Source organism: Rhodobacter sp. P1_C2 (assembly GCF_056406375.1).
This window is the reverse complement of record NZ_JBFUAG010000006.1, coordinates 286,124-302,618: the sequence shown is the minus strand read 5'-3', so window position 1 is coordinate 302,618 and position 16,495 is coordinate 286,124. Positions and strand designations below refer to the sequence as shown.

General features: G+C 65.5%; 17 protein-coding genes. 11 read left to right on the top strand and 6 right to left on the bottom strand.

Annotated features, from left to right (window positions below; all coding sequences use genetic code 11):
• Positions 1-290: 290 nt before the first annotated feature.
• From AC1DZT_RS12265 to AC1DZT_RS12250, 4 genes are all read right to left on the bottom strand, one after another.
• Positions 291-2,627, bottom strand: coding sequence for a molybdopterin-dependent oxidoreductase (locus AC1DZT_RS12265; RefSeq protein WP_478006921.1), 2,337 nt, complete (start codon positions 2,625-2,627; stop codon positions 291-293).
• A gap of 166 nt (positions 2,628-2,793) precedes the next feature.
• The gene (locus AC1DZT_RS12260; protein WP_478006920.1) at positions 2,794-3,552 is read right to left on the bottom strand and encodes a glutathione S-transferase family protein; all 759 of its coding nucleotides are present in this window, start codon (positions 3,550-3,552) and stop codon (positions 2,794-2,796) included.
• A 145-nt stretch (positions 3,553-3,697) separates the two neighbouring features.
• Positions 3,698-3,853 carry a hypothetical protein gene (locus AC1DZT_RS12255; RefSeq protein WP_478006919.1) on the bottom strand — a complete coding sequence of 52 codons (156 nt, stop codon included), beginning with the start codon at positions 3,851-3,853 and terminating at the stop codon, positions 3,698-3,700.
• Positions 3,854-3,886: 33 nt separating this feature from the next.
• A complete protein-coding gene (locus AC1DZT_RS12250) occupies positions 3,887-4,042 on the bottom strand; it encodes a hypothetical protein (RefSeq protein WP_478006918.1) in 156 nt (51 codons plus the stop codon).
• Positions 4,043-4,500: 458 nt separating this feature from the next.
• On the opposite strand from AC1DZT_RS12250, the gene AC1DZT_RS12245 reads away from it, so the two are divergent.
• Complete coding sequence (locus tag AC1DZT_RS12245) at positions 4,501-4,665, top strand: DUF2256 domain-containing protein (RefSeq protein ID WP_478006917.1); 165 nt, start codon at positions 4,501-4,503, stop codon at positions 4,663-4,665.
• A complete protein-coding gene (locus AC1DZT_RS12240) occupies positions 4,662-6,224 on the top strand; it encodes a cryptochrome/photolyase family protein (RefSeq protein WP_478006916.1) in 1,563 nt (520 codons plus the stop codon). Before AC1DZT_RS12245 ends, AC1DZT_RS12240 begins: the two co-directional genes overlap by 4 nt.
• 27 nt (positions 6,225-6,251) lie before the next feature.
• On the opposite strand, the gene AC1DZT_RS12235 is transcribed toward AC1DZT_RS12240, so the two are convergent.
• On the bottom strand, positions 6,252-7,214 hold the full coding sequence (locus AC1DZT_RS12235) for a LysR family transcriptional regulator (RefSeq protein ID WP_478006915.1): 963 nt from the start codon (positions 7,212-7,214) through the stop codon (positions 6,252-6,254).
• A gap of 164 nt (positions 7,215-7,378) precedes the next feature.
• Between AC1DZT_RS12235 and AC1DZT_RS12230 the strand changes: the two genes are divergently transcribed.
• From AC1DZT_RS12230 to pcaD, 9 genes are all read left to right on the top strand, one after another.
• A complete protein-coding gene (locus AC1DZT_RS12230) occupies positions 7,379-8,566 on the top strand; it encodes a muconate/chloromuconate family cycloisomerase (protein WP_478006914.1) in 1,188 nt (395 codons plus the stop codon).
• A gap of 3 nt (positions 8,567-8,569) precedes the next feature.
• Entirely contained in the window at positions 8,570-8,860 is a 291-nt protein-coding gene (catC, locus tag AC1DZT_RS12225) for a muconolactone Delta-isomerase (RefSeq protein ID WP_478006913.1), read from the top strand.
• A gap of 65 nt (positions 8,861-8,925) precedes the next feature.
• Positions 8,926-9,864, top strand: coding sequence for a catechol 1,2-dioxygenase (catA, locus tag AC1DZT_RS12220; RefSeq protein ID WP_478006912.1), 939 nt, complete (start codon positions 8,926-8,928; stop codon positions 9,862-9,864).
• 136 nt (positions 9,865-10,000) lie between these two features.
• Positions 10,001-11,365 carry an SRPBCC family protein gene (locus tag AC1DZT_RS12215; RefSeq protein ID WP_478006911.1) on the top strand — a complete coding sequence of 455 codons (1,365 nt, stop codon included), beginning with the start codon at positions 10,001-10,003 and terminating at the stop codon, positions 11,363-11,365.
• A complete protein-coding gene (gene benB / locus AC1DZT_RS12210; protein ID WP_478006910.1) occupies positions 11,362-11,877 on the top strand; it encodes a benzoate 1,2-dioxygenase small subunit in 516 nt (171 codons plus the stop codon). Before AC1DZT_RS12215 ends, benB begins: the two co-directional genes overlap by 4 nt.
• Before the next feature lie 37 nt (positions 11,878-11,914).
• Entirely contained in the window at positions 11,915-12,943 is a 1,029-nt protein-coding gene (benC, locus tag AC1DZT_RS12205) for a benzoate 1,2-dioxygenase electron transfer component BenC (protein ID WP_478006909.1), read from the top strand.
• Positions 12,940-13,725 (top strand): benzoate diol dehydrogenase BenD, encoded by a 786-nt coding sequence (benD, locus tag AC1DZT_RS12200; protein WP_478006908.1) that lies wholly within the window; start codon positions 12,940-12,942, stop codon positions 13,723-13,725. The genes benC and benD overlap by 4 nt, the downstream gene beginning before the upstream one ends.
• A 35-nt stretch (positions 13,726-13,760) precedes the next feature.
• Entirely contained in the window at positions 13,761-15,092 is a 1,332-nt protein-coding gene (locus AC1DZT_RS12195) for an MFS transporter (protein WP_478006907.1), read from the top strand.
• A 61-nt stretch (positions 15,093-15,153) separates the two neighbouring features.
• Positions 15,154-15,945 (top strand): 3-oxoadipate enol-lactonase, encoded by a 792-nt coding sequence (gene pcaD / locus AC1DZT_RS12190; RefSeq protein ID WP_478006906.1) that lies wholly within the window; start codon positions 15,154-15,156, stop codon positions 15,943-15,945.
• Positions 15,946-16,123: 178 nt separating this feature from the next.
• Here pcaD and AC1DZT_RS12185 read toward each other — a convergent pair whose 3' ends face one another.
• Positions 16,124-16,486, bottom strand: a complete 363-nt coding sequence (locus AC1DZT_RS12185) for a cupin domain-containing protein (RefSeq protein WP_478006905.1) — start codon at positions 16,484-16,486, stop codon at positions 16,124-16,126.
• Positions 16,487-16,495 lie beyond the last annotated feature (9 nt).

The window sequence follows — 16,495 nt, the reverse complement described above, 5'->3', positions numbered from 1 at the left end:
CTGAGCTTTTTCAGGGGCCTGAAGGGGGGTTCCCCTCAGGCCTTTGGCGTGGTGTTTCCTCTTGGCCCGCTTTTTGTCCGGGGGAGGCCGTGGCTTCGGCCTGCCATCCCGGTGTCGAAACCCTCGCAAGCATCAAGCGGTTTCGATGGGTCAAAGATAGACGGACCGGTTCGTATTGTCTATTTTGTAGATCGACAATTACGGGATTGTCCGTGTCGTCGTTTTCGTCAGGACGACAGCTTCATTCTATTAACGATCAAATCGGTCGTGATTATGATTCGACCGCTTCGTCACCGCGTTCCCGCAGCAGGCCGAGGAAGAATCACCTCATGCGGCACCACCGGCGGCGCGTCGGGCAGACGTTCGACCGAGACGAGCGCCAATTGCCCGGCGGAACCCTGGCTCAACCCAGAGGCGCCGATGTCCGATGTCACCGCATTGGGATTGCCGTTCACGCAATGCGGCCCGAGGCCCGGCAGATCGACCGGCGCATACCAGGACCCGGTTGCAAGCTGGATCACCCCCGGACGGACCGCCGCGGAGGGCGCAGCCACGGCCAGAACCCCGCCCCGGTCATTCCACAGCCGGATCGTATCGCCCGCGGCGATCCCCAGCCGCGCGGCATCCTGCGGGTTCAGCCGGGCCACCTCTCGACCCTGTTGCTTGGCGGCCATGCTGGTCGCGCCGAAATCGAGCTGGCTGTGCAGGCGTCCCGCCGGTTGGTTGGCGACCAGCTGGAACGGGTGACGCCTGGCCAGGGCCGCGCCCAGCCATTCGACCGGGGGCTGCCAGACCGGATGTCCGGGCAGGCCCGCCGCCGCCACCTGTTCCGAATGAATCTCGATCCGCCCGGAAGGGGTGGCCAGCGGGGCGCCTTCGGGGTCAAGGTGAAAGCGGCGGATCTCTCCCGCGCCGGGGCGCAGGGGCAGGGGAAGCACCATGCCCTGCCGGAAGGCATCATACTCCGGCGCCTCCAACCCCTGTGCCGCCAGGGCCTGCTGCGTCGGCGCATAAAGGCGGCGGAGCCAGCCTGCCGCATCCAGCCCTTCGGTGAAGGGCGCGGCCACGCCGAGGCGGTGGGCCAGATCGGACAGGATCGCATGGTCGTCCCGGGCCTCGCCGTAAGGCGCGGCAAGCGGCTCCATCGCGACGAGGTAAGGATCGTTGCCGCCGGCGCCGATATCCTCACGCTCGGCGGTGATGGTGGCGGGGAAGATGATGTCGGCATGGGCGGCGCTGGCAGTGCCCATGCTGTCATGCAGGATGATCGTGTCGGGGCGCGCGAAAGCCGCGCTCAGACGGGTCAGATCCTGATGATGGTGGAAGGGATTGCCGCCCGCCCAATAGACAAGGCGGATATCGGCATAGCGCCGCGTCTCGCCCCTGTAGGTATAGGCCTTGCCCGGATGCAGCAGCAATTCGGCGATCCGCGCCACGGGGATGAAATCGCCCACCCGGTTCCGCCCCTGCGGCAGGGTGGGAAGCGGCACCGTCAGGGCCGGCTTGCCGATATTGCCGATCGAGCCCAGACCATAGCAGAAGCCCGCCCCCGGCAAATCTCCCTGACCCAGCATCGCGGCGAGGGTCAGCGCCATCCAGACCGGCTGCTCGCCATTCTCGGCGCGTTGCAGCGAGAAGGTGACGTTGATCAGCGTGCGGCGTCCGGCCGCCAGATCGGCGAGGGCGGCGATCTCTTCGGCCGGAACCTCGCAGATGGCCGCGGCCCAGTCCGGGGTCTTTGCCACACCATCCGAAGCGCCGGTCAGATAGGGCAGAAAGCGGTCATAGCCCCGCGTATAGCGGTCCAGATAGGCGCGGTTGACCTGGCCCGTGCTGTACAGATGATGCGCCATGCCCAGCATCAGCGCCACATCGGTGCCGGGACGCGGGGCAAGGCGGGTCAGGCCGGGCAGATCGGCGAAGTCATCGGCCAGCGGACTGATCGAGACGAAGCGGCATCCCCTGTCCGCCGCCGCACTTAGGGCCTGACCCGCGACATGCTGCGAAATGCCGCCCGGGCTGATGGCGGTGTTGCGCAAGGGCAGGCCGCCAAAGGCGAGCAGCAGTTCGGTATCCGTCGCCAGCTCCTCCAGATAGGGGTGGTCGCGGGTCAGCTTCAGCGGGCTGCCCCAGACCAGCGACAGGATCACCTCTCCCGCCGCCGAGGAATAGGAGTTCACGCTGCCGACATAGCCCCCGAAGGCACAGTTGAGAAAGCGGTGCAGTTGGCTTTGGGCGTGGTGAAACCGCCCTGCCGAGGCCCAGCCGTAAGAGCCGCCGAAGACCTGCGCCCCGGGCAGCGGGCCGGTCTCGGGCAGGTCCGGTCCGGCGCCGAGGCGCCTCAGTTCCTTGGCGGCCAGATCCAGCGCGGTTTCCCAATCGACCTCCACATAGCTGTCCTTGCCGCGGCGGTGGTCGGGTCCGGGACCATCTTCCAGCCAGCCACGCCGCAGCAAGGGGCGGCGCAGGCGGGCGGGATGGGTCAGGGACGCCGGCAGATTCGCCAGAAGCGCGGAGGGTTCGGGGTCGTCGGCAAAGGGATCAAGCTCCAGCTTTCCTGCGGTGGTGCGGGCGCGGAAGGTGCCCCAATGGCTGCTGTGCTGCCGGAAGCGGGGGGAAGAGGTCATGGAAGGCGTCCAGTTCTTTGTGGCGAAAGGGCACGCTGCCGTGGGCTGCGCGTCAAGGGTGTGGATTGTGCTGTGATCCGATGCGTGCTGCCGCCCGGACCTTCGGCCCCCTGCGGACCATTGGTCGGGCGACGGGGACCTGCGGCCGAGGGTCAGGCAGCCCGGCTCACCCGGCGCCCTGATGCGGGCCGCGCAAGCCCAGGATCGGCTGCCACAGATCGGCATCAAGCTGCGAGACCAGCGGCGCGCCGCGTTGGCGGAGGAGGGCCAGGTAGAGGCGTTCGGAGTCCTCGTCCAGCACGCTCTGCACGGCTGGCTGTCTGATCAACCCGCGGCCCCAGCGGCTGAGCACCGGCAGGCCGGTCATCAGGTAGGTCTGGAACCAGCGATCCACCAGGAAGATCCGCCACAAGGTCGGGCAAAACACCACACCCGCGTTCGACAGCGGGCGCGCCACGACCTCGGGCACCTGGGTCAGGCTCTGTTCGATCAGGATCAGACGCTGGCGCAGATGGTGGATGGCGATGTCGTTTTCGACCGAATCCTGCGCATGGGTCACGGCGGACAGGCGGATCTGCAAGCCGCGACCAAGCTCCATCAGGGCCCGCTCGGCGCGGCGCAGGGCCGGGTCGTCGGGATAAAGCGGTTGGTCCGGATGCAAGGCCTCGACGGCCTCGATCATGGCGATGCTTTTGTCGAACGTCTTTTGAGCCCCGCCCGGGATCTGCACCGTCAGCTGCGGCAGATCGGGACGCGACAGGAAGGTGCCGGGGATTTCCTCGACCGTCCAGCCCGTGCCCCGCGCCGCCAAGGCCAGCATCACGCGCTGTGCGACCGGGCAGAACGGGATCGCCCGCAAGTGGAAGGTCGCGGCGGGGGAGGGGAGGGGGCCGCCCACCCGGTCTTTGCGGATGTCGCGGGTCATCCCCGACCTACAGCGAGGCAGAGGCGCGCCCTTTCACGGCAACCGGCGCGGGGTCGTTTCACGTCGCGCCGGACCCGGCCTGCTCCCCGGTCGGGACTTTGACCTGCGCAGCGCGGCTGACCGACACGGCGCGAGGGCAGGCCCGTCATCGCGCGACTGTCAGGCAAAGCACCGCCATAACGGCCAGAAACGATGCAAAGGCCAGGGCCGCTCGCAAGACAACCTGATCCTCGGGATCATCGGCTTGCCGCGATGCCACGAAGATCTCTGCGAAATAGGGGTCGAAACGTCCGTCGATCATGGCACTGGCTCCTTTCATGGGGGGGAAAGACCTTCAGTTGGTGATCTGCAGGGCGAGGCTGTCCTGCGGCGACATGAACCGTTCGGGCATCACCACGATGGTCGTCGCGGCCAGAAAAGCCGCAACCAAGAGCAGCAGCGCGGCATAGTCCGGAACACCCGGTTTGGAACTTCGGAACACACGTTTCATAGGGCAACCCTTTCCAGGCTGTTTTGCGGGGCAGGGACGGGCACCGGGCGCAGGACCATTCCGTCCCACTCATGCTTGACCAGGCGCTGAAAACCGCTGCCAGAGGCGCGGTCGATGTGGCCCGCATTGCTGCCCCGGGCCTTGGTCACATGGCGGGCAGGTCCCATGCCCTTCCAGAGATAGTAGCACCTTGTCATCTGCGGGTCCCTTCTGATCCGACTCATCACAGTTAAGTCTAGCAGGATTGTCGTGATTATGAATTCCAAAGATCGCCGCAAAAGAGAACGCCCTGCTTCATTGCGCCGGATCAGAGGAAAAACAGACCACGCTGCCAGACCTTGCTGCGCCAACTCGGATTGTCGGAGGATCTGCGCGGTGTCGTTGTTTTGGGGCGCGCCGGGTGGCCAAGGGCAAAAACCGCTCCATATTCCCGTGACCTTTCTTAACAGGTCTGCCCGATGCCCAAGATGCGCAAGAAATCCGAACTTCCGACCAAGACCTGCGCGGTCTGCGGCCTGCCCTTTGCCTGGCGCAAGAAGTGGGAGCGGGATTGGGACCATGTCACACATTGTTCAGACCGCTGCCGCAAGGCGGGCAAATCCGGCCAAAGGGCCACCCAATGACCCGGCACCTGCGTTTCATCCTTGGCGATCAGTTGACGCGCGACCTTTCGGCGCTGCGCGACATTGACCCGAAAAAGGATGTCGTCCTGATGGTCGAAGCCGCCGCCGAGGCGCGCAACGTGCCGCATCACAAGCAGAAAATCGCCTTCGTCCTGTCGGCCATGCGCCATTTCGCACAAAGCCTGCGGGAGGAAGGGGTACAGGTCGATTATGTCCGGATGGAGGACCCCGACAACGAACAGGACCTTGGCCGCGAGCTTGCCAAGGCCGTGCAACGCCACCGCCCCCTGTCCATCGTGGCGACGGAACCGAGCGAGTGGCGCGCGTGGCAGATGATGCAGGCCTGGGAGCCCGGCGCGCCGGTGGAGGTCCGCGCGGATGACCGCTTCTTTTGCTCTCGCGCCGAATTCGCAGCCCTGACCAAGGCGCGCAAGACCGGCCGGATGGAGTTCTTCTACCGCGAGATGCGCCGCCGCACCGGGCTTTTGATGCGGACCGATGGGCCAGAGGGCGGGCAGTGGAACTTTGACCCCGAAAACCGCAAGGCCCTGCCGCGGGGCCATCGCCCGCCAGCGCGCCGCAGGTTTGCCCCCGATGCCATCACCGCCGAGGTCCTGACCCTCGTCGCCAGCCGCTTTGGCACCCATTTCGGCGATCTGGAGCCCTTTGGCTGGGCCGTGACCCGCGCAGATGCCCTGCAGGCGCTGGATCATTTCATCACCGACTGCCTGCCCGGTTTTGGCGATTATCAGGACGCGATGAAGACGGGAGAGGACTTCCTCTATCACGGCCTGATCGCGCCCTACCTGAACCTCGGCCTGCTGACCGCGCGCGAGGTTTGCGCCCGTGCCGAAGCCGCCTATCACGCCGGCGAGGCGCCCCTCAACGCCGTGGAGGGCTTCATCCGTCAGATCCTCGGCTGGCGGGAGTTCGTGCGGGGCATCTACTGGGCGGAAATGCCCGACTATGCCCAGTCCAACCACCTGAACGCCACCCGCGATCTGCCTGCGCTTTATTGGACGGGTCAGACCGATATGCGCTGCATGGCCGAATGTATCGGCACCACCCGCCGCCACGCCTATGCCCACCATATCCAGCGCCTGATGGTCACCGGCAACTTTGCCCTTCTGGCCGGGATCGCGCCGACGCAGATCGAGGAATGGTATCTGGCGGTCTATGCCGATGCCTTCGAATGGGTGGAATTGCCGAATGTCCATGGCATGGTGATGCATGCCGATGGCGGGCGTCTGGGGTCGAAACCCTATGCCGCCTCGGGCGCCTATATCGACCGGATGTCGGACTACTGCAAGACCTGCGCCTTCGATCCCAAGGTCAAGCTGGGACCGAAAGCCTGCCCGTTCAACTACTTGTACTGGAATTTCCTCATCGAGAACGCGGGCACCCTGCAAGCCAACCCGCGCTTGTCGCTGCCCTATGTGACCCTGTCGAAAATGCCCGCCGAACAGCGGGCCGAGATAACGCGCTCCGCAGCCGCCTTTCTGGCAGCGCTTCAGACGCCTCTGGCACCGGCCCAGTCAAGTCTGGACCTGCGCTGGTGACGCAGGCTGGACTGCGGGACCGGCCCGTCAATCGCGCCTAGGTCCGCCGTCAATTCCCTTGTCCGCCACGGCGCGATAGTGGCTCGCCTCAAGCCAGGCCGGGTTTTCGGCATACATCTCGCGGATCAACCGCTTGACCAGACCAAGATCGCGCGACACGTCGCCTTTGCGGTGGCTGAGGATGACCGGAGAGACGGCGCGCGGTCCCTCGATCGGGCGATACATGACGTCCGACCGCATCTGCCGGGCCGAGGCGGGAATGATGCAGATGCCGGAATCGGCCGCGACGAGGCCAAGCGCGGTCTGGATCTCGCGCACCTCCAGCACCTCGGACGGATAGACGTCGTCATCCTGCAGCAGTTTGAGAATCTGGTCGGCGTAGCTGGGACGCGGCTCCTTGGGATAAACGATCATCTTCTGGCCCGACAGCGCGGCCAGCGGCAAGGGCTTGCCGGCCTCCTCGGCCAGCGCGGTACCCGGCGCCAGTGCCGCCACCAGACGCTCCTCGCGCAGGACCGTGGAGGAGATATTGGGATCGCCGTGGATCAGGCGGCCGAAGCCCAGGTCGATCCGCCCTTCCTTCAAGGCCGGAATCTGCTGGATCGACAGCATCTCCAGCAGCTGGATGTCCAGTTCGGGGGCGTTCTGGCGCAGCTTTCTGACCAGCGAGGGCAATCCCCCGTAAAGGGTGGAGGCCACGAAGCCGATCGACAGGACCTTGTTGCGGTTCAACCCGACCCTGCGGGTGGCATCGGTCATCTGATCGACCCGCCCCAGCACCTGCAGGGCCTGTTCATAGAACAGCCGCCCCGCGTCGGTCAGCGTGATCGGGCGGGTCTTGCGCAGAATGAGGGTCACGCCCAGTTCCTCTTCCAGAAGCTGGATCTGCCGGCTGAGCGGCGGTTGCGCGATATGCAGAATCGCCGCCGCGCGGGTGAAGTTGCGCTCGCGCGCCACCGCCGCAAAGTACCGCAACTGTCGCAGATCCATCGCCAGCCCCCTTGCACGCCCGTGGACACCCGCATTCTTCAGGTATTCTGCAGCGCAGAAAGCCGCTGAATCCGCGCGTATTTCCCTTCATAATACCCTGAGGGTATGATTTCAAAGCCAAATAGTGTTGGACCAATGGCAAGGGTCGGCTGCACCTTCCGGCCATGAACCACGCATATGTCCCCCTCGCTGCCCTCTCCACCGCCGCCCCTGTCGTGACACGGGTCGAGACGGTGATCCTGGATCTTCCGACGATCCGCCCCCACAAGCTTTCGGTCACGACGATGACCGGGCAGGTGCTGACCCTGGTGCGCATCCATTGCAGCGACGGTATCGTCGGCTTTGGCGAATGCACGACGATCGGGGGCCTCGCCTATGGCGGCGAAAGCCCCGAAAGCATGAAGACCAATATCGACACCTGGTTTGCTCCGGTGATGATCGGTCAGGATGCGACGCGGGTTCAGGCGTTGATGGCGCGCCTTGGCCGGATGGTGCGCGAGAACCGCTTTGCCAAGTCCGCCGTGGAAACCGCGCTGCTGGATGCGCAGGGCAAGCGGCTGGGCCTTCCGGTCAGCGAGCTTCTGGGCGGGCGGCAGCGCGATCGGCTGCCGGTGGCCTGGACCCTGGCATCGGGCGACACCGCCCGCGACATCGCCGAGGCGGAGCGGATGCTGGATCTGCGCCGCCACCGCGTCTTCAAGCTGAAGATCGGTGCGCGCGCGATCCGCGACGACATCGCCCATGTCGCCGGCATCAAGACCGCGCTTGGCGACCGGGGCGCCGTGCGGGTGGACGTGAACATGGCCTGGTCGGAGGGCGAGGCCGCCTATGGCATGGCCGCGCTGGCCGATGCGGGCTGCGAGCTGGTCGAACAGCCGGTCGCTTCGACCGCCGCCCTGACCCGCCTGATGCGCCGCTTCCCCGTGGCGCTGATGGCCGATGAAGCGCTGACCGGCCCGGAAAGCGCCTTCGACCTCGCCCGCGTCCAGGGCGCCGATGTCTTCGCCGTCAAGCTGGAACAAAGCGGCGGTGCCTTCAACGCGCTGCGGGTCGCGGCCATTGCCGATGCGGCCGGGATCGGGCTTTACGGCGGCACCATGCTGGAAGGCCCGGTGGGCACGGTGATCTCGGCCCATGCCTTCGCGACCTTTGCCAACCTGCAATGGGGCACGGAACTCTTCGGCCCGCTGCTCCTGACCGAGGACATCCTGACCCAGCCGCTGGAGTACAGCGAATTTGAACTGACCGTGCCCACCGGCCCCGGCCTTGGCGTGACGCTGGACGAGGACCGCCTGGCCTTCTTCGCCCGCGACGGCATCCGCAAGACGATCAGCCTGCCCGGAATGGTTTAAGCCATGCTGTTTCATGTGACGATGACCGTGAAGATCCCGCGCGACCTGCCCGCCAACGAACGCGCCGAAGTATTGGCCCGTGAAAAGGCTTATTCGCAGGATCTGCAGCGCCAGGGCAAATGGCGCCACATCTGGCGGATGGCCGGGCACTACGCCAACGTCAGCATCTTTGACGTAAAGGACAACAGCGAGTTGCACGACATCCTGTCGGGCCTGCCGCTGTTCCCCTTCATGGAGATCGCCGTCACCCCGCTTCTGCGTCATCCCTCGGCCATCCGGGAGGACGACAGCTAAGACCGATCCGCGGGCCGAAGAGGGCCGCCCGCCCCAATTTCCAAACGAATCCAGGAGGAGAAACCATGACCGTCACCATTTTCGACCGCCCCGACATGCAGGCGTTTCTGAAGGAACTCAGCGGGTTGAACAGCAACGGCGGCAACCCGCGCATGAAAGAGATCGTGCATCGTCTGATGTCCGACCTCTTCCGCGCCATCGACGAGCTGAACATCACCCCCGACGAATACTGGGCCGGTGTCGCCTGGCTGAACGATCTGGGCGCTGCGGGGCAGGCGGGTCTGATCTCGCCCGGTCTGGGGATCGACCATTTCATCGACGAAAGGCTGGACGCCATCGACGCCGCCCTGGGCATCGAAAACCCGACGCCGCGCACCATCGAAGGCCCGCTCTATGTGGCAGGCGCCCCGGTCTCGCAGGGTTTCGCCCGGCTTGACGATGGCCGCGACACCAATGGCCACACTCTGATCATGCATGGCACGGTCCTTGGCGCCGACGGCAAGCCCTTGCCGGGCGCCCAGGTCGAGGTCTGGCACTGCGACACCCGCGGGTTCTATTCGCACTTCGACCCGACCGGCATCCAGTCCGACTTCAACATGCGCCGCACGATCATCGCCGACGAGAACGGCCGTTACAAATTCCAGAGTATCCTGCCCAGCGGCTATGGCGTGCCCCCCGGCAGCCCAACCGAAAAGGTGCTGAGCGCCCTTGGCCGCCATGGCCAGCGTCCGGCGCATATCCACTTCTTCATCAGCGCCGAGGGGCATCGCAAGCTGACCACCCAGATCAACATCGAAGGCGACCCCCTGATCAACGACGACTTCGCCTATGCCACCCGCGAAGGGCTGGTGCCGAAGATCATCGAGCGGACCGACGAAGAGAGCATGCACAAGCACAATCTCAACACCCCCTTCGCCGAGATCGTCTTCGACATCCACCTGACCGCCATGGTCGATGGCGTCGACAACCAGATCAACGAACAGCGCCGCCGCGCCGCGGCCTGACCTCACGGCCTTCCGGCGGCCCTCCTGGAGGGAAGGGTCGCCGGAACGCCAGACCCGACCCCCGATTCAATCTTTCATCATCGCTATCTGGCAGGGGCATGGCCGCGACACGCGCCTCCCCTGGGGAGGAGAACTCATGCCCGCGATCATCGAAGAAGCAAGCAACCTCGCACAGTTGCTCGACATCGCCGTCCAGGACGACAGGCAAGCTGGTCTGTTCCGCTGCCGCCGCGACATCTTCACCAACGAGGATCTCTTCGCGCTGGAGATGAAGCATATCTTCGAAGGCAACTGGGTCTATCTGGCCCATGAAAGCCAGATCCCCGAGGTGAACGACTATTACACCACCTGGATCGGCCGCCAGCCGATCGTCATCACCCGCGACAAATCCGGCACGCTCAACGCCGTCATCAACGCCTGCGCCCACAAGGGTGCGATGCTGTGCCGTCGCAAGCAGGGCAACAAGGGCAGCTTCACCTGCCCCTTCCACGGCTGGACCTTCGCCAACACCGGCAAGCTGCTGAAGGTCAAGGATGCGAGGACGACCCAATATCCCGATCAGTTCGACAAGGGCGGATCACATGACCTGACCCGGCTGGCGCGCTTTGAAAGCTATCGCGGCTTCCTCTTCGGCAGCCTGAACCCCGGTGTCGCCACGCTGGACGCCTTCCTCGGCGAGACCAAGGTCATCATCGACCAGATCGTCGATCAGGCCCCCGAGGGGCTGGAGGTTCTGCGCGGCAATTCGACCTACATCTATGACGGCAACTGGAAGCTGCAGATGGAAAACGGCTGCGACGGCTATCACGTCAGCTCGGTCCACTGGAACTATGCCACGACGATGGAGCGGCGCAGCGAAACCGGCACCAAGGCGGTGGATGCCAACAGCTGGAGCAAGTCGGTCGCCGGCGTCTATGGCTTCGAGAACGGCCATATCCTGCTCTGGACCCATACGAAGAACCCCGAGGTCCGCCCCGTCTTCAACCGCCGCGCTGAAATCGCCGCGCGTCTGGGCGAGGACAAGGCCGGCTTCATCGTCAACCAGACGCGCAACCTCGGGATCTATCCGAACGTCTTCCTGATGGACCAGTTCAGCACCCAGATCCGCGTCATCCGCCCGCTGGGCGTGGACAAGACCGAGGTCACCATCTTCTGCTTTGCCCCGAAGAATGAATCCGCCGCGGACCGCGCCACCCGCATCCGCCAGTACGAGGACTTCTTCAACGTCTCGGGCATGGGCACCTCCGACGACCTCGAGGAGTTTCGCGCCTGCCAGACCGCCTATGCCGCGCCCTTGTGGAACGACATGTCACGCGGAGCCCCCCTGTGGGTCGATGGTCCGGACGAAAACGCCCGGCGCATGGGGCTGAACCCCATCCTCTCCGGCGCCCGCAGCGAGGATGAGGGACTCTTCGTCTGCCAGCACGGCTATTGGGCCCGGACGATGCGCCAGGCCCTCGCCGCCGAAGGCATGACCGAAAAGGCAGGAGAAGTCGCATGAGCCTCGATCACGGCACACTCACCACAAGCGTCGATTACAACGCCATCTGCGCCTTCCTCTACCGCGAGGCGCGCCTTCTGGACGACCGGCAATGGGACGAATGGCTGACCTGCTATGCGCCGGACGTGACCTACTGGATGCCGGCCTGGGACGACAACGACCAGACCACCGAGGACCCGCAGTCGGAAATCTCGCTGATGTATTATCCCAACCGCGAAGGGCTTGAGGATCGGGTGTTCCGCATCAAGACCGAACGGTCCGGCGCCTCCACCCCCGAACCGCGCACCGGCCATTCCGTGCTGAACGTCGAGGTCTTGGCCGCCCGCGGCGCCGAGGTGGACCTGCGCTACAACTTCCACACGCTCAATCACCGCTACAAGGTCACGGACCAGTTCTTCGGCACCATGTTCGTGACCCTGCGCCAGACGGAGGACGGGCTGCGCATCGCGGCCAAGAAGATCGTCCTGAAGAACGACTACATCCGCCAGGTCATCGATGTCTACCACGTCTGACCGCCAGCCCACGCACAACCGCAAGGAGGAGGCGCGCATGTGCTACACGATCGCATTGAACTTCGAGGACGGGGTGACCCGCTTCGTCGATTGCAAGGCAGGGGAGAAGGTTCTTGACGCCGCTTTCCGCAACAAGATCAACCTGCCGATGGACTGTTCGGACGGCGTCTGCGGCACCTGCAAATGCCGCGCCGAAAGCGGGGCCTATGACCTCGGCGCCGATTACATCGAGGATGCCCTGACCGAGGTCGAAGCCGCCCAGGGCCTTGTCCTGACCTGCCAGATGGTGCCCTCGTCCGACTGCGTGATCGTCGTGCCGACGACCTCGGTGGCCTGCAAGACGGGCCAGCAGAAGTTCAAGGCCACCGTGGCCGGGATCACCCCGCAGCACGACGCGGCCGTGGTTCTGGAACTGACCGTGGCCGATGGCGATGCGGCCCCCGCCTTTCTGCCGGGGCAATATATCAATATCGCCGTGCCGGGCAGCGCCGATCATCGCGCCTACTCTTTCAGCACGGCGCCGGGTGAGCGGGGCCTGGGGTTCCTGATCAAGAAGATCCCCGACGGGCTGATGGGCACCTGGCTGGCCCGCGCCAAGGCGGGCGAGACGCTGACATTGACCGGCCCGTCGGGCAGTTTCTACCTGCGCGAGGGCGAAGGGCCGCTCTTGTTCCTCGCGGGTGGCACCGGCCTTGCGCCCTTCCTGTCGATGCTGGAGGTTCTGGCGCGCGCCGGGTCGCGTCGCCAGATCCACCTGATCTATGGTGTGACGCGCGATCTGGATCTGGTGCTTCTGGACCAGATCGCCGCCTATGCCAGAAAGCTTGCGAACTTCACCTTCGCCACGGTGGTGGCGGACCCCGCATCGGATCATCCACGCAAGGGCTGGGTCACCCAGCACATGCCGGGTGAGATGCTGGCCGATCCGGGGGTCGAGGTCTATCTGTGCGGGCCGCCGCCGATGGTCGATGCGGTGCGCCGCTATCTTGACGACAACAAGGTCAAGCCCGCCAGCTTCCATTACGAGAAGTTCACGCCGAACGCGCCCCTGAAGGCCACGGCATGACGGGGCCCATCTTCGCCGGGCGCTTTGCGGGCAAGGTGCTGGTGGTCACGGGGGCCGCGCAGGGCATCGGCCGCGCAATCGCCCTGCGCGCTGCGGCCGAAGGCGGGCGCGTGCTTTTGGTCGACCGCGCCGATTTCGTGGCCGATGTGGCGGCCGAGGCGGGCCATCAGGCGGCGGGTTTCATCGCCGACCTTGAAACCTGGGAGGGGGCCGCCTCTGCCATGCGCCACGCGGCAGAGACCTTCGGCGGCATCGACATCCTGATCAACAATGTCGGCGGCGCGATCCGGATGCGCCCCTTTGCCGCCTTCGAGCCGCCCCAGATCGACGCCGAGATACGGCGCTCCCTGATGCCGACGCTGTACGGCTGCCATGCGGTCCTGCCGCATCTTCTGGCGCGCGGCGGCGGGACCATCGTCAACGTCTCCTCCAATGCGACGCGCGGCATCCACCGGGTGCCCTATGCGGCGGCCAAGGGCGGCGTCAATGCGATCACCCAGTCGCTGGCGATGGAGGTGGCCAGCCAGAACATCCGCGTCGTGGCCACCGCCCCCGGCGGAACCGAGGCCCCGCCCCGCCGCATCCCGCGCAATGCCGCAGGCGACAGCGCCGCGGAACGGCAATGGATGGCCGAGGTCGTGGACCAGGTGAAGCAATCGGCCTTGATGCACCGCTACGCGACCATCGCGGAACAGGTCGCGCCGATCCTGTTCCTGGCCTCGGACGAGGCATCCTACATCACCGGAACCGTTCTGCCCGTCGCGGGAGGCGACACCGGCTGACCGCGACCCGAACCACAAACAGGGAGGAGACATCAATGCGCATGATCGATGTGAACGAGGCAATCGACCAAAGCCCGTTCGGAAGTTTTCAATGGATGGTGGTGGCGCTCTGCGGGGCGCTGCTGATCGTCGATGGTTACGACGTGTTTGTCGCGGGCACGGTTCTGCCCGCGCTGATCAAGGAATGGGGCCTGACCAAGCCGCAGGCCGGCGCGTTGCAGGCCTGGGCCCTGTTCGGCATGATGTTCGGCGCCCTGACCCTGGGTCCGCTGGCCGACCGGATCGGCCGCAAGAAGGGCGTTGCGATCAGCTTCCTGCTGTTCACGACGGCAACCGTGGTGACAGGTTTTTCCCAGACGCCGGAGGGGTTCAAGATGTTCCGCTTCATCGCGGGCCTCGGCTGCGGCGGGCTGATGCCCAATGCCGTGGCGCTGATGAATGAATATGCCCCGAAACGGCAGCGCGGCACCATCGTCGCGCTGATGTTCTCGGGCTATTCGGTCGGCGGCATGATCGCCGCCAGCCTCGGCATCGTGCTGATCCCCGATTTCGGCTGGCGACCTATGTTCCTTGTCGCGGCCGTGCCGCTGCTGCTGGTCCCGATGATGTTGTGGAAGCTGCCGGAATCGCTGGGTTTCCTGATCCGCCAGGGCAAGCAGGATGAGGCAAGGCGCATCCTCGCCCTGATCCGCCCGGCAGATCTTCCGGCGCCGGGCGACCAGCTTGTCCTTGCCGAAGCCAAGGGTCGCGCGGCCTCGGTCATCGACCTCTTCCGTCAGGGTCGGACCCTGCGCACCCTGATGCTGTGGCTGTCGTTCTTCTGCTGCCTCCTGCTCGTCTATCTGCTGTCGTCCTGGCTGCCCAAGGTGCTGCAAGAGGCCGGCTATGCCGAACGCGCCAGCCTTCTGAGCCTCTTCTCGCTGAACTTCGGCGGAATGGCGGGGGCGATACTCGGGGGGCGACTGGGTGACCGGTTCGGCCTGCCCAAGGTGGTGGTGGCCTATTTTGCCGCCGCAGCCCTGTCGATCGCCCTGATCGGCGCCAATCCGGTGCCGGGGCTGCTGTTCCTTCTGGTCTTTGTCGCAGGGGCCACGACGATCGGCACGCAGATCCTGCTTTATGCAAGCGTGGCGCAGCTTTACGACCTCTCCATGCGCTCGACCGGTCTGGGCTGGGCTTCCGGTGTGGGGCGCATTGGGGCCATCGTCGGGCCGACCTTCGGCGGCGTGCTCTTGGCGCAGGACTGGCCGTTGGGGCAGAACTTCCTGATCTTCGCGGTCCCCGCGGTGGTTTCGACCCTGGCCATGGGGGTCTATGCCCTGAGCCACGGCCGCCGGCCCAAGGCAGCAAGGCTGGCCTCTGCCTGACAACAACTCCTCAAGGGCGCGCGGCTTCGACCGCGCGTCACATCCCCAGGAAAGCCTGACCATGCCCGAACTGCACCTGCCGACCCACCGTCTTCACTACCGCATCGACGGCGGGGCAGGGGAGAAGCCCTGGCTGACCTTCTGCAACTCCCTTGGCGCCGATTTGCATATGTGGGACGCCCAGATCGCCGGGCTTTCGGACGACTTCCGCATCCTGCGCTATGACCGGCGCGGACATGGCAGGTCCGGGGCGCCGCAGCCTCCTTATACCCTGGCCGATCTGGGCGGGGACGTGATCGCCCTGCTCGACGCGCTCGGCATCGCGCGCACCCATTTTTGCGGCCTCTCCCTCGGTGGGCTGACCGGGCAATGGCTGGGCCTCCACGCCGGCGCCCGCATCGACCGCATCGCGGTCTGTGCCACCGCCGCACGGATCGGCACCGCCGAAAGCTGGACGGCGCGGATCGAGGATGTGCGGAGGAACGGCTTGCAGGGCCTGGTTCCCGCGACCGCGGAACGCTGGTTCACCCCCGCGTTCCGCGCCGCCCGCCTCCTGGAGCTGGATGCGATCCTGAGGAGCTTTGCCGCCACATCGCCAGAAGGCTATGCCGGATGCTGCGCCGCCCTAGCCGGGGCCGATCTGCGCAAGGAACTGGGTCAGATCGCCAATCCGGTCATGGCGATCTCCGGCGCGGACGATCCGGTCTGCCCCCCCGCCGATCTGGCCGCGATCGCCGTGGCCGTGCAGGATGGGCGCCACATTTCCCTGCCGGGACGGCATCTGGTGAACCTGGAATCTGCGGGGCCGTTCAACACCGTCCTGAAAGACTTCCTGAGCGCGTCCGGCATGTGACGACAAGACCGCAAGAGACAAAGCGTCTGGGTGGCTGGCATTCCGTCTTTTGCGTTTCGTTGGGCCTGCTTGCGCTGAATCCGGTGCCCCCTCGAGCTTCGTGCACGCGCTTTACCGAAGCCGCATGGACTGGACCGAAGTGTCGGCAGCCGGGCGGATCGCGATCCTGCCCAGGACCTCAGTCCACCGAGATTTCCGGCCCGGCGATATGAACGGCCAGCAGGCAGCCATCGGGCGTATAGGAGCTGTGTTCCGACCCGTCGCGATAGAAGACCAGATCGCCGGCCTTCAGGATGCGGCCATCGGATTCGTGCAGTTCGCCCTCGAGGATCAGGAATTGCTCGTGGCCATTGTGACGGTGGCCGCGCGTCGTCATGCCAGCGGGCATTCGGTAGACGTGAAAGCCGGTGCCCAGTGGCGCCTCCATGTTCAATTGCAGGACACTGTCCCCCAAAGCCACGCCATCGGGATAGACGAAGGGCTCGAAACTGGCGGTGTGGATGTTGGCGATCTTGCGGTCGGCTTCAATGATGGGGCGCATGGGATTTCC

What these genes read in the sequence shown, in the direction of transcription:
- AC1DZT_RS12195 (WP_478006907.1), top strand. Translation starts at nt 13,761, where the DNA reads ATGCGCATGATCGATGTGAACGAGGCAATCGACCAAAGCCCGTTCGGA.
- benD (WP_478006908.1), top strand. Translation starts at nt 12,940, where the DNA reads ATGACGGGGCCCATCTTCGCCGGGCGCTTTGCGGGCAAGGTGCTGGTG.
- AC1DZT_RS12230 (WP_478006914.1), top strand. Translation starts at nt 7,379, where the DNA reads ATGAACCACGCATATGTCCCCCTCGCTGCCCTCTCCACCGCCGCCCCT.
- AC1DZT_RS12250 (WP_478006918.1), bottom strand. Translation starts at nt 4,042, where the DNA reads ATGAAACGTGTGTTCCGAAGTTCCAAACCGGGTGTTCCGGACTATGCC.
- benC (WP_478006909.1), top strand. Translation starts at nt 11,915, where the DNA reads ATGTGCTACACGATCGCATTGAACTTCGAGGACGGGGTGACCCGCTTC.
- catC (WP_478006913.1), top strand. Translation starts at nt 8,570, where the DNA reads ATGCTGTTTCATGTGACGATGACCGTGAAGATCCCGCGCGACCTGCCC.
- AC1DZT_RS12255 (WP_478006919.1), bottom strand. Translation starts at nt 3,853, where the DNA reads ATGATCGACGGACGTTTCGACCCCTATTTCGCAGAGATCTTCGTGGCA.
- catA (WP_478006912.1), top strand. Translation starts at nt 8,926, where the DNA reads ATGACCGTCACCATTTTCGACCGCCCCGACATGCAGGCGTTTCTGAAG.
- AC1DZT_RS12245 (WP_478006917.1), top strand. Translation starts at nt 4,501, where the DNA reads ATGCCCAAGATGCGCAAGAAATCCGAACTTCCGACCAAGACCTGCGCG.
- pcaD (WP_478006906.1), top strand. Translation starts at nt 15,154, where the DNA reads ATGCCCGAACTGCACCTGCCGACCCACCGTCTTCACTACCGCATCGAC.
- AC1DZT_RS12240 (WP_478006916.1), top strand. Translation starts at nt 4,662, where the DNA reads ATGACCCGGCACCTGCGTTTCATCCTTGGCGATCAGTTGACGCGCGAC.
- AC1DZT_RS12215 (WP_478006911.1), top strand. Translation starts at nt 10,001, where the DNA reads ATGCCCGCGATCATCGAAGAAGCAAGCAACCTCGCACAGTTGCTCGAC.
- AC1DZT_RS12185 (WP_478006905.1), bottom strand. Translation starts at nt 16,486, where the DNA reads ATGCGCCCCATCATTGAAGCCGACCGCAAGATCGCCAACATCCACACC.
- AC1DZT_RS12235 (WP_478006915.1), bottom strand. Translation starts at nt 7,214, where the DNA reads ATGGATCTGCGACAGTTGCGGTACTTTGCGGCGGTGGCGCGCGAGCGC.
- benB (WP_478006910.1), top strand. Translation starts at nt 11,362, where the DNA reads ATGAGCCTCGATCACGGCACACTCACCACAAGCGTCGATTACAACGCC.
- AC1DZT_RS12260 (WP_478006920.1), bottom strand. Translation starts at nt 3,552, where the DNA reads ATGACCCGCGACATCCGCAAAGACCGGGTGGGCGGCCCCCTCCCCTCC.
- AC1DZT_RS12265 (WP_478006921.1), bottom strand. Translation starts at nt 2,627, where the DNA reads ATGACCTCTTCCCCCCGCTTCCGGCAGCACAGCAGCCATTGGGGCACC.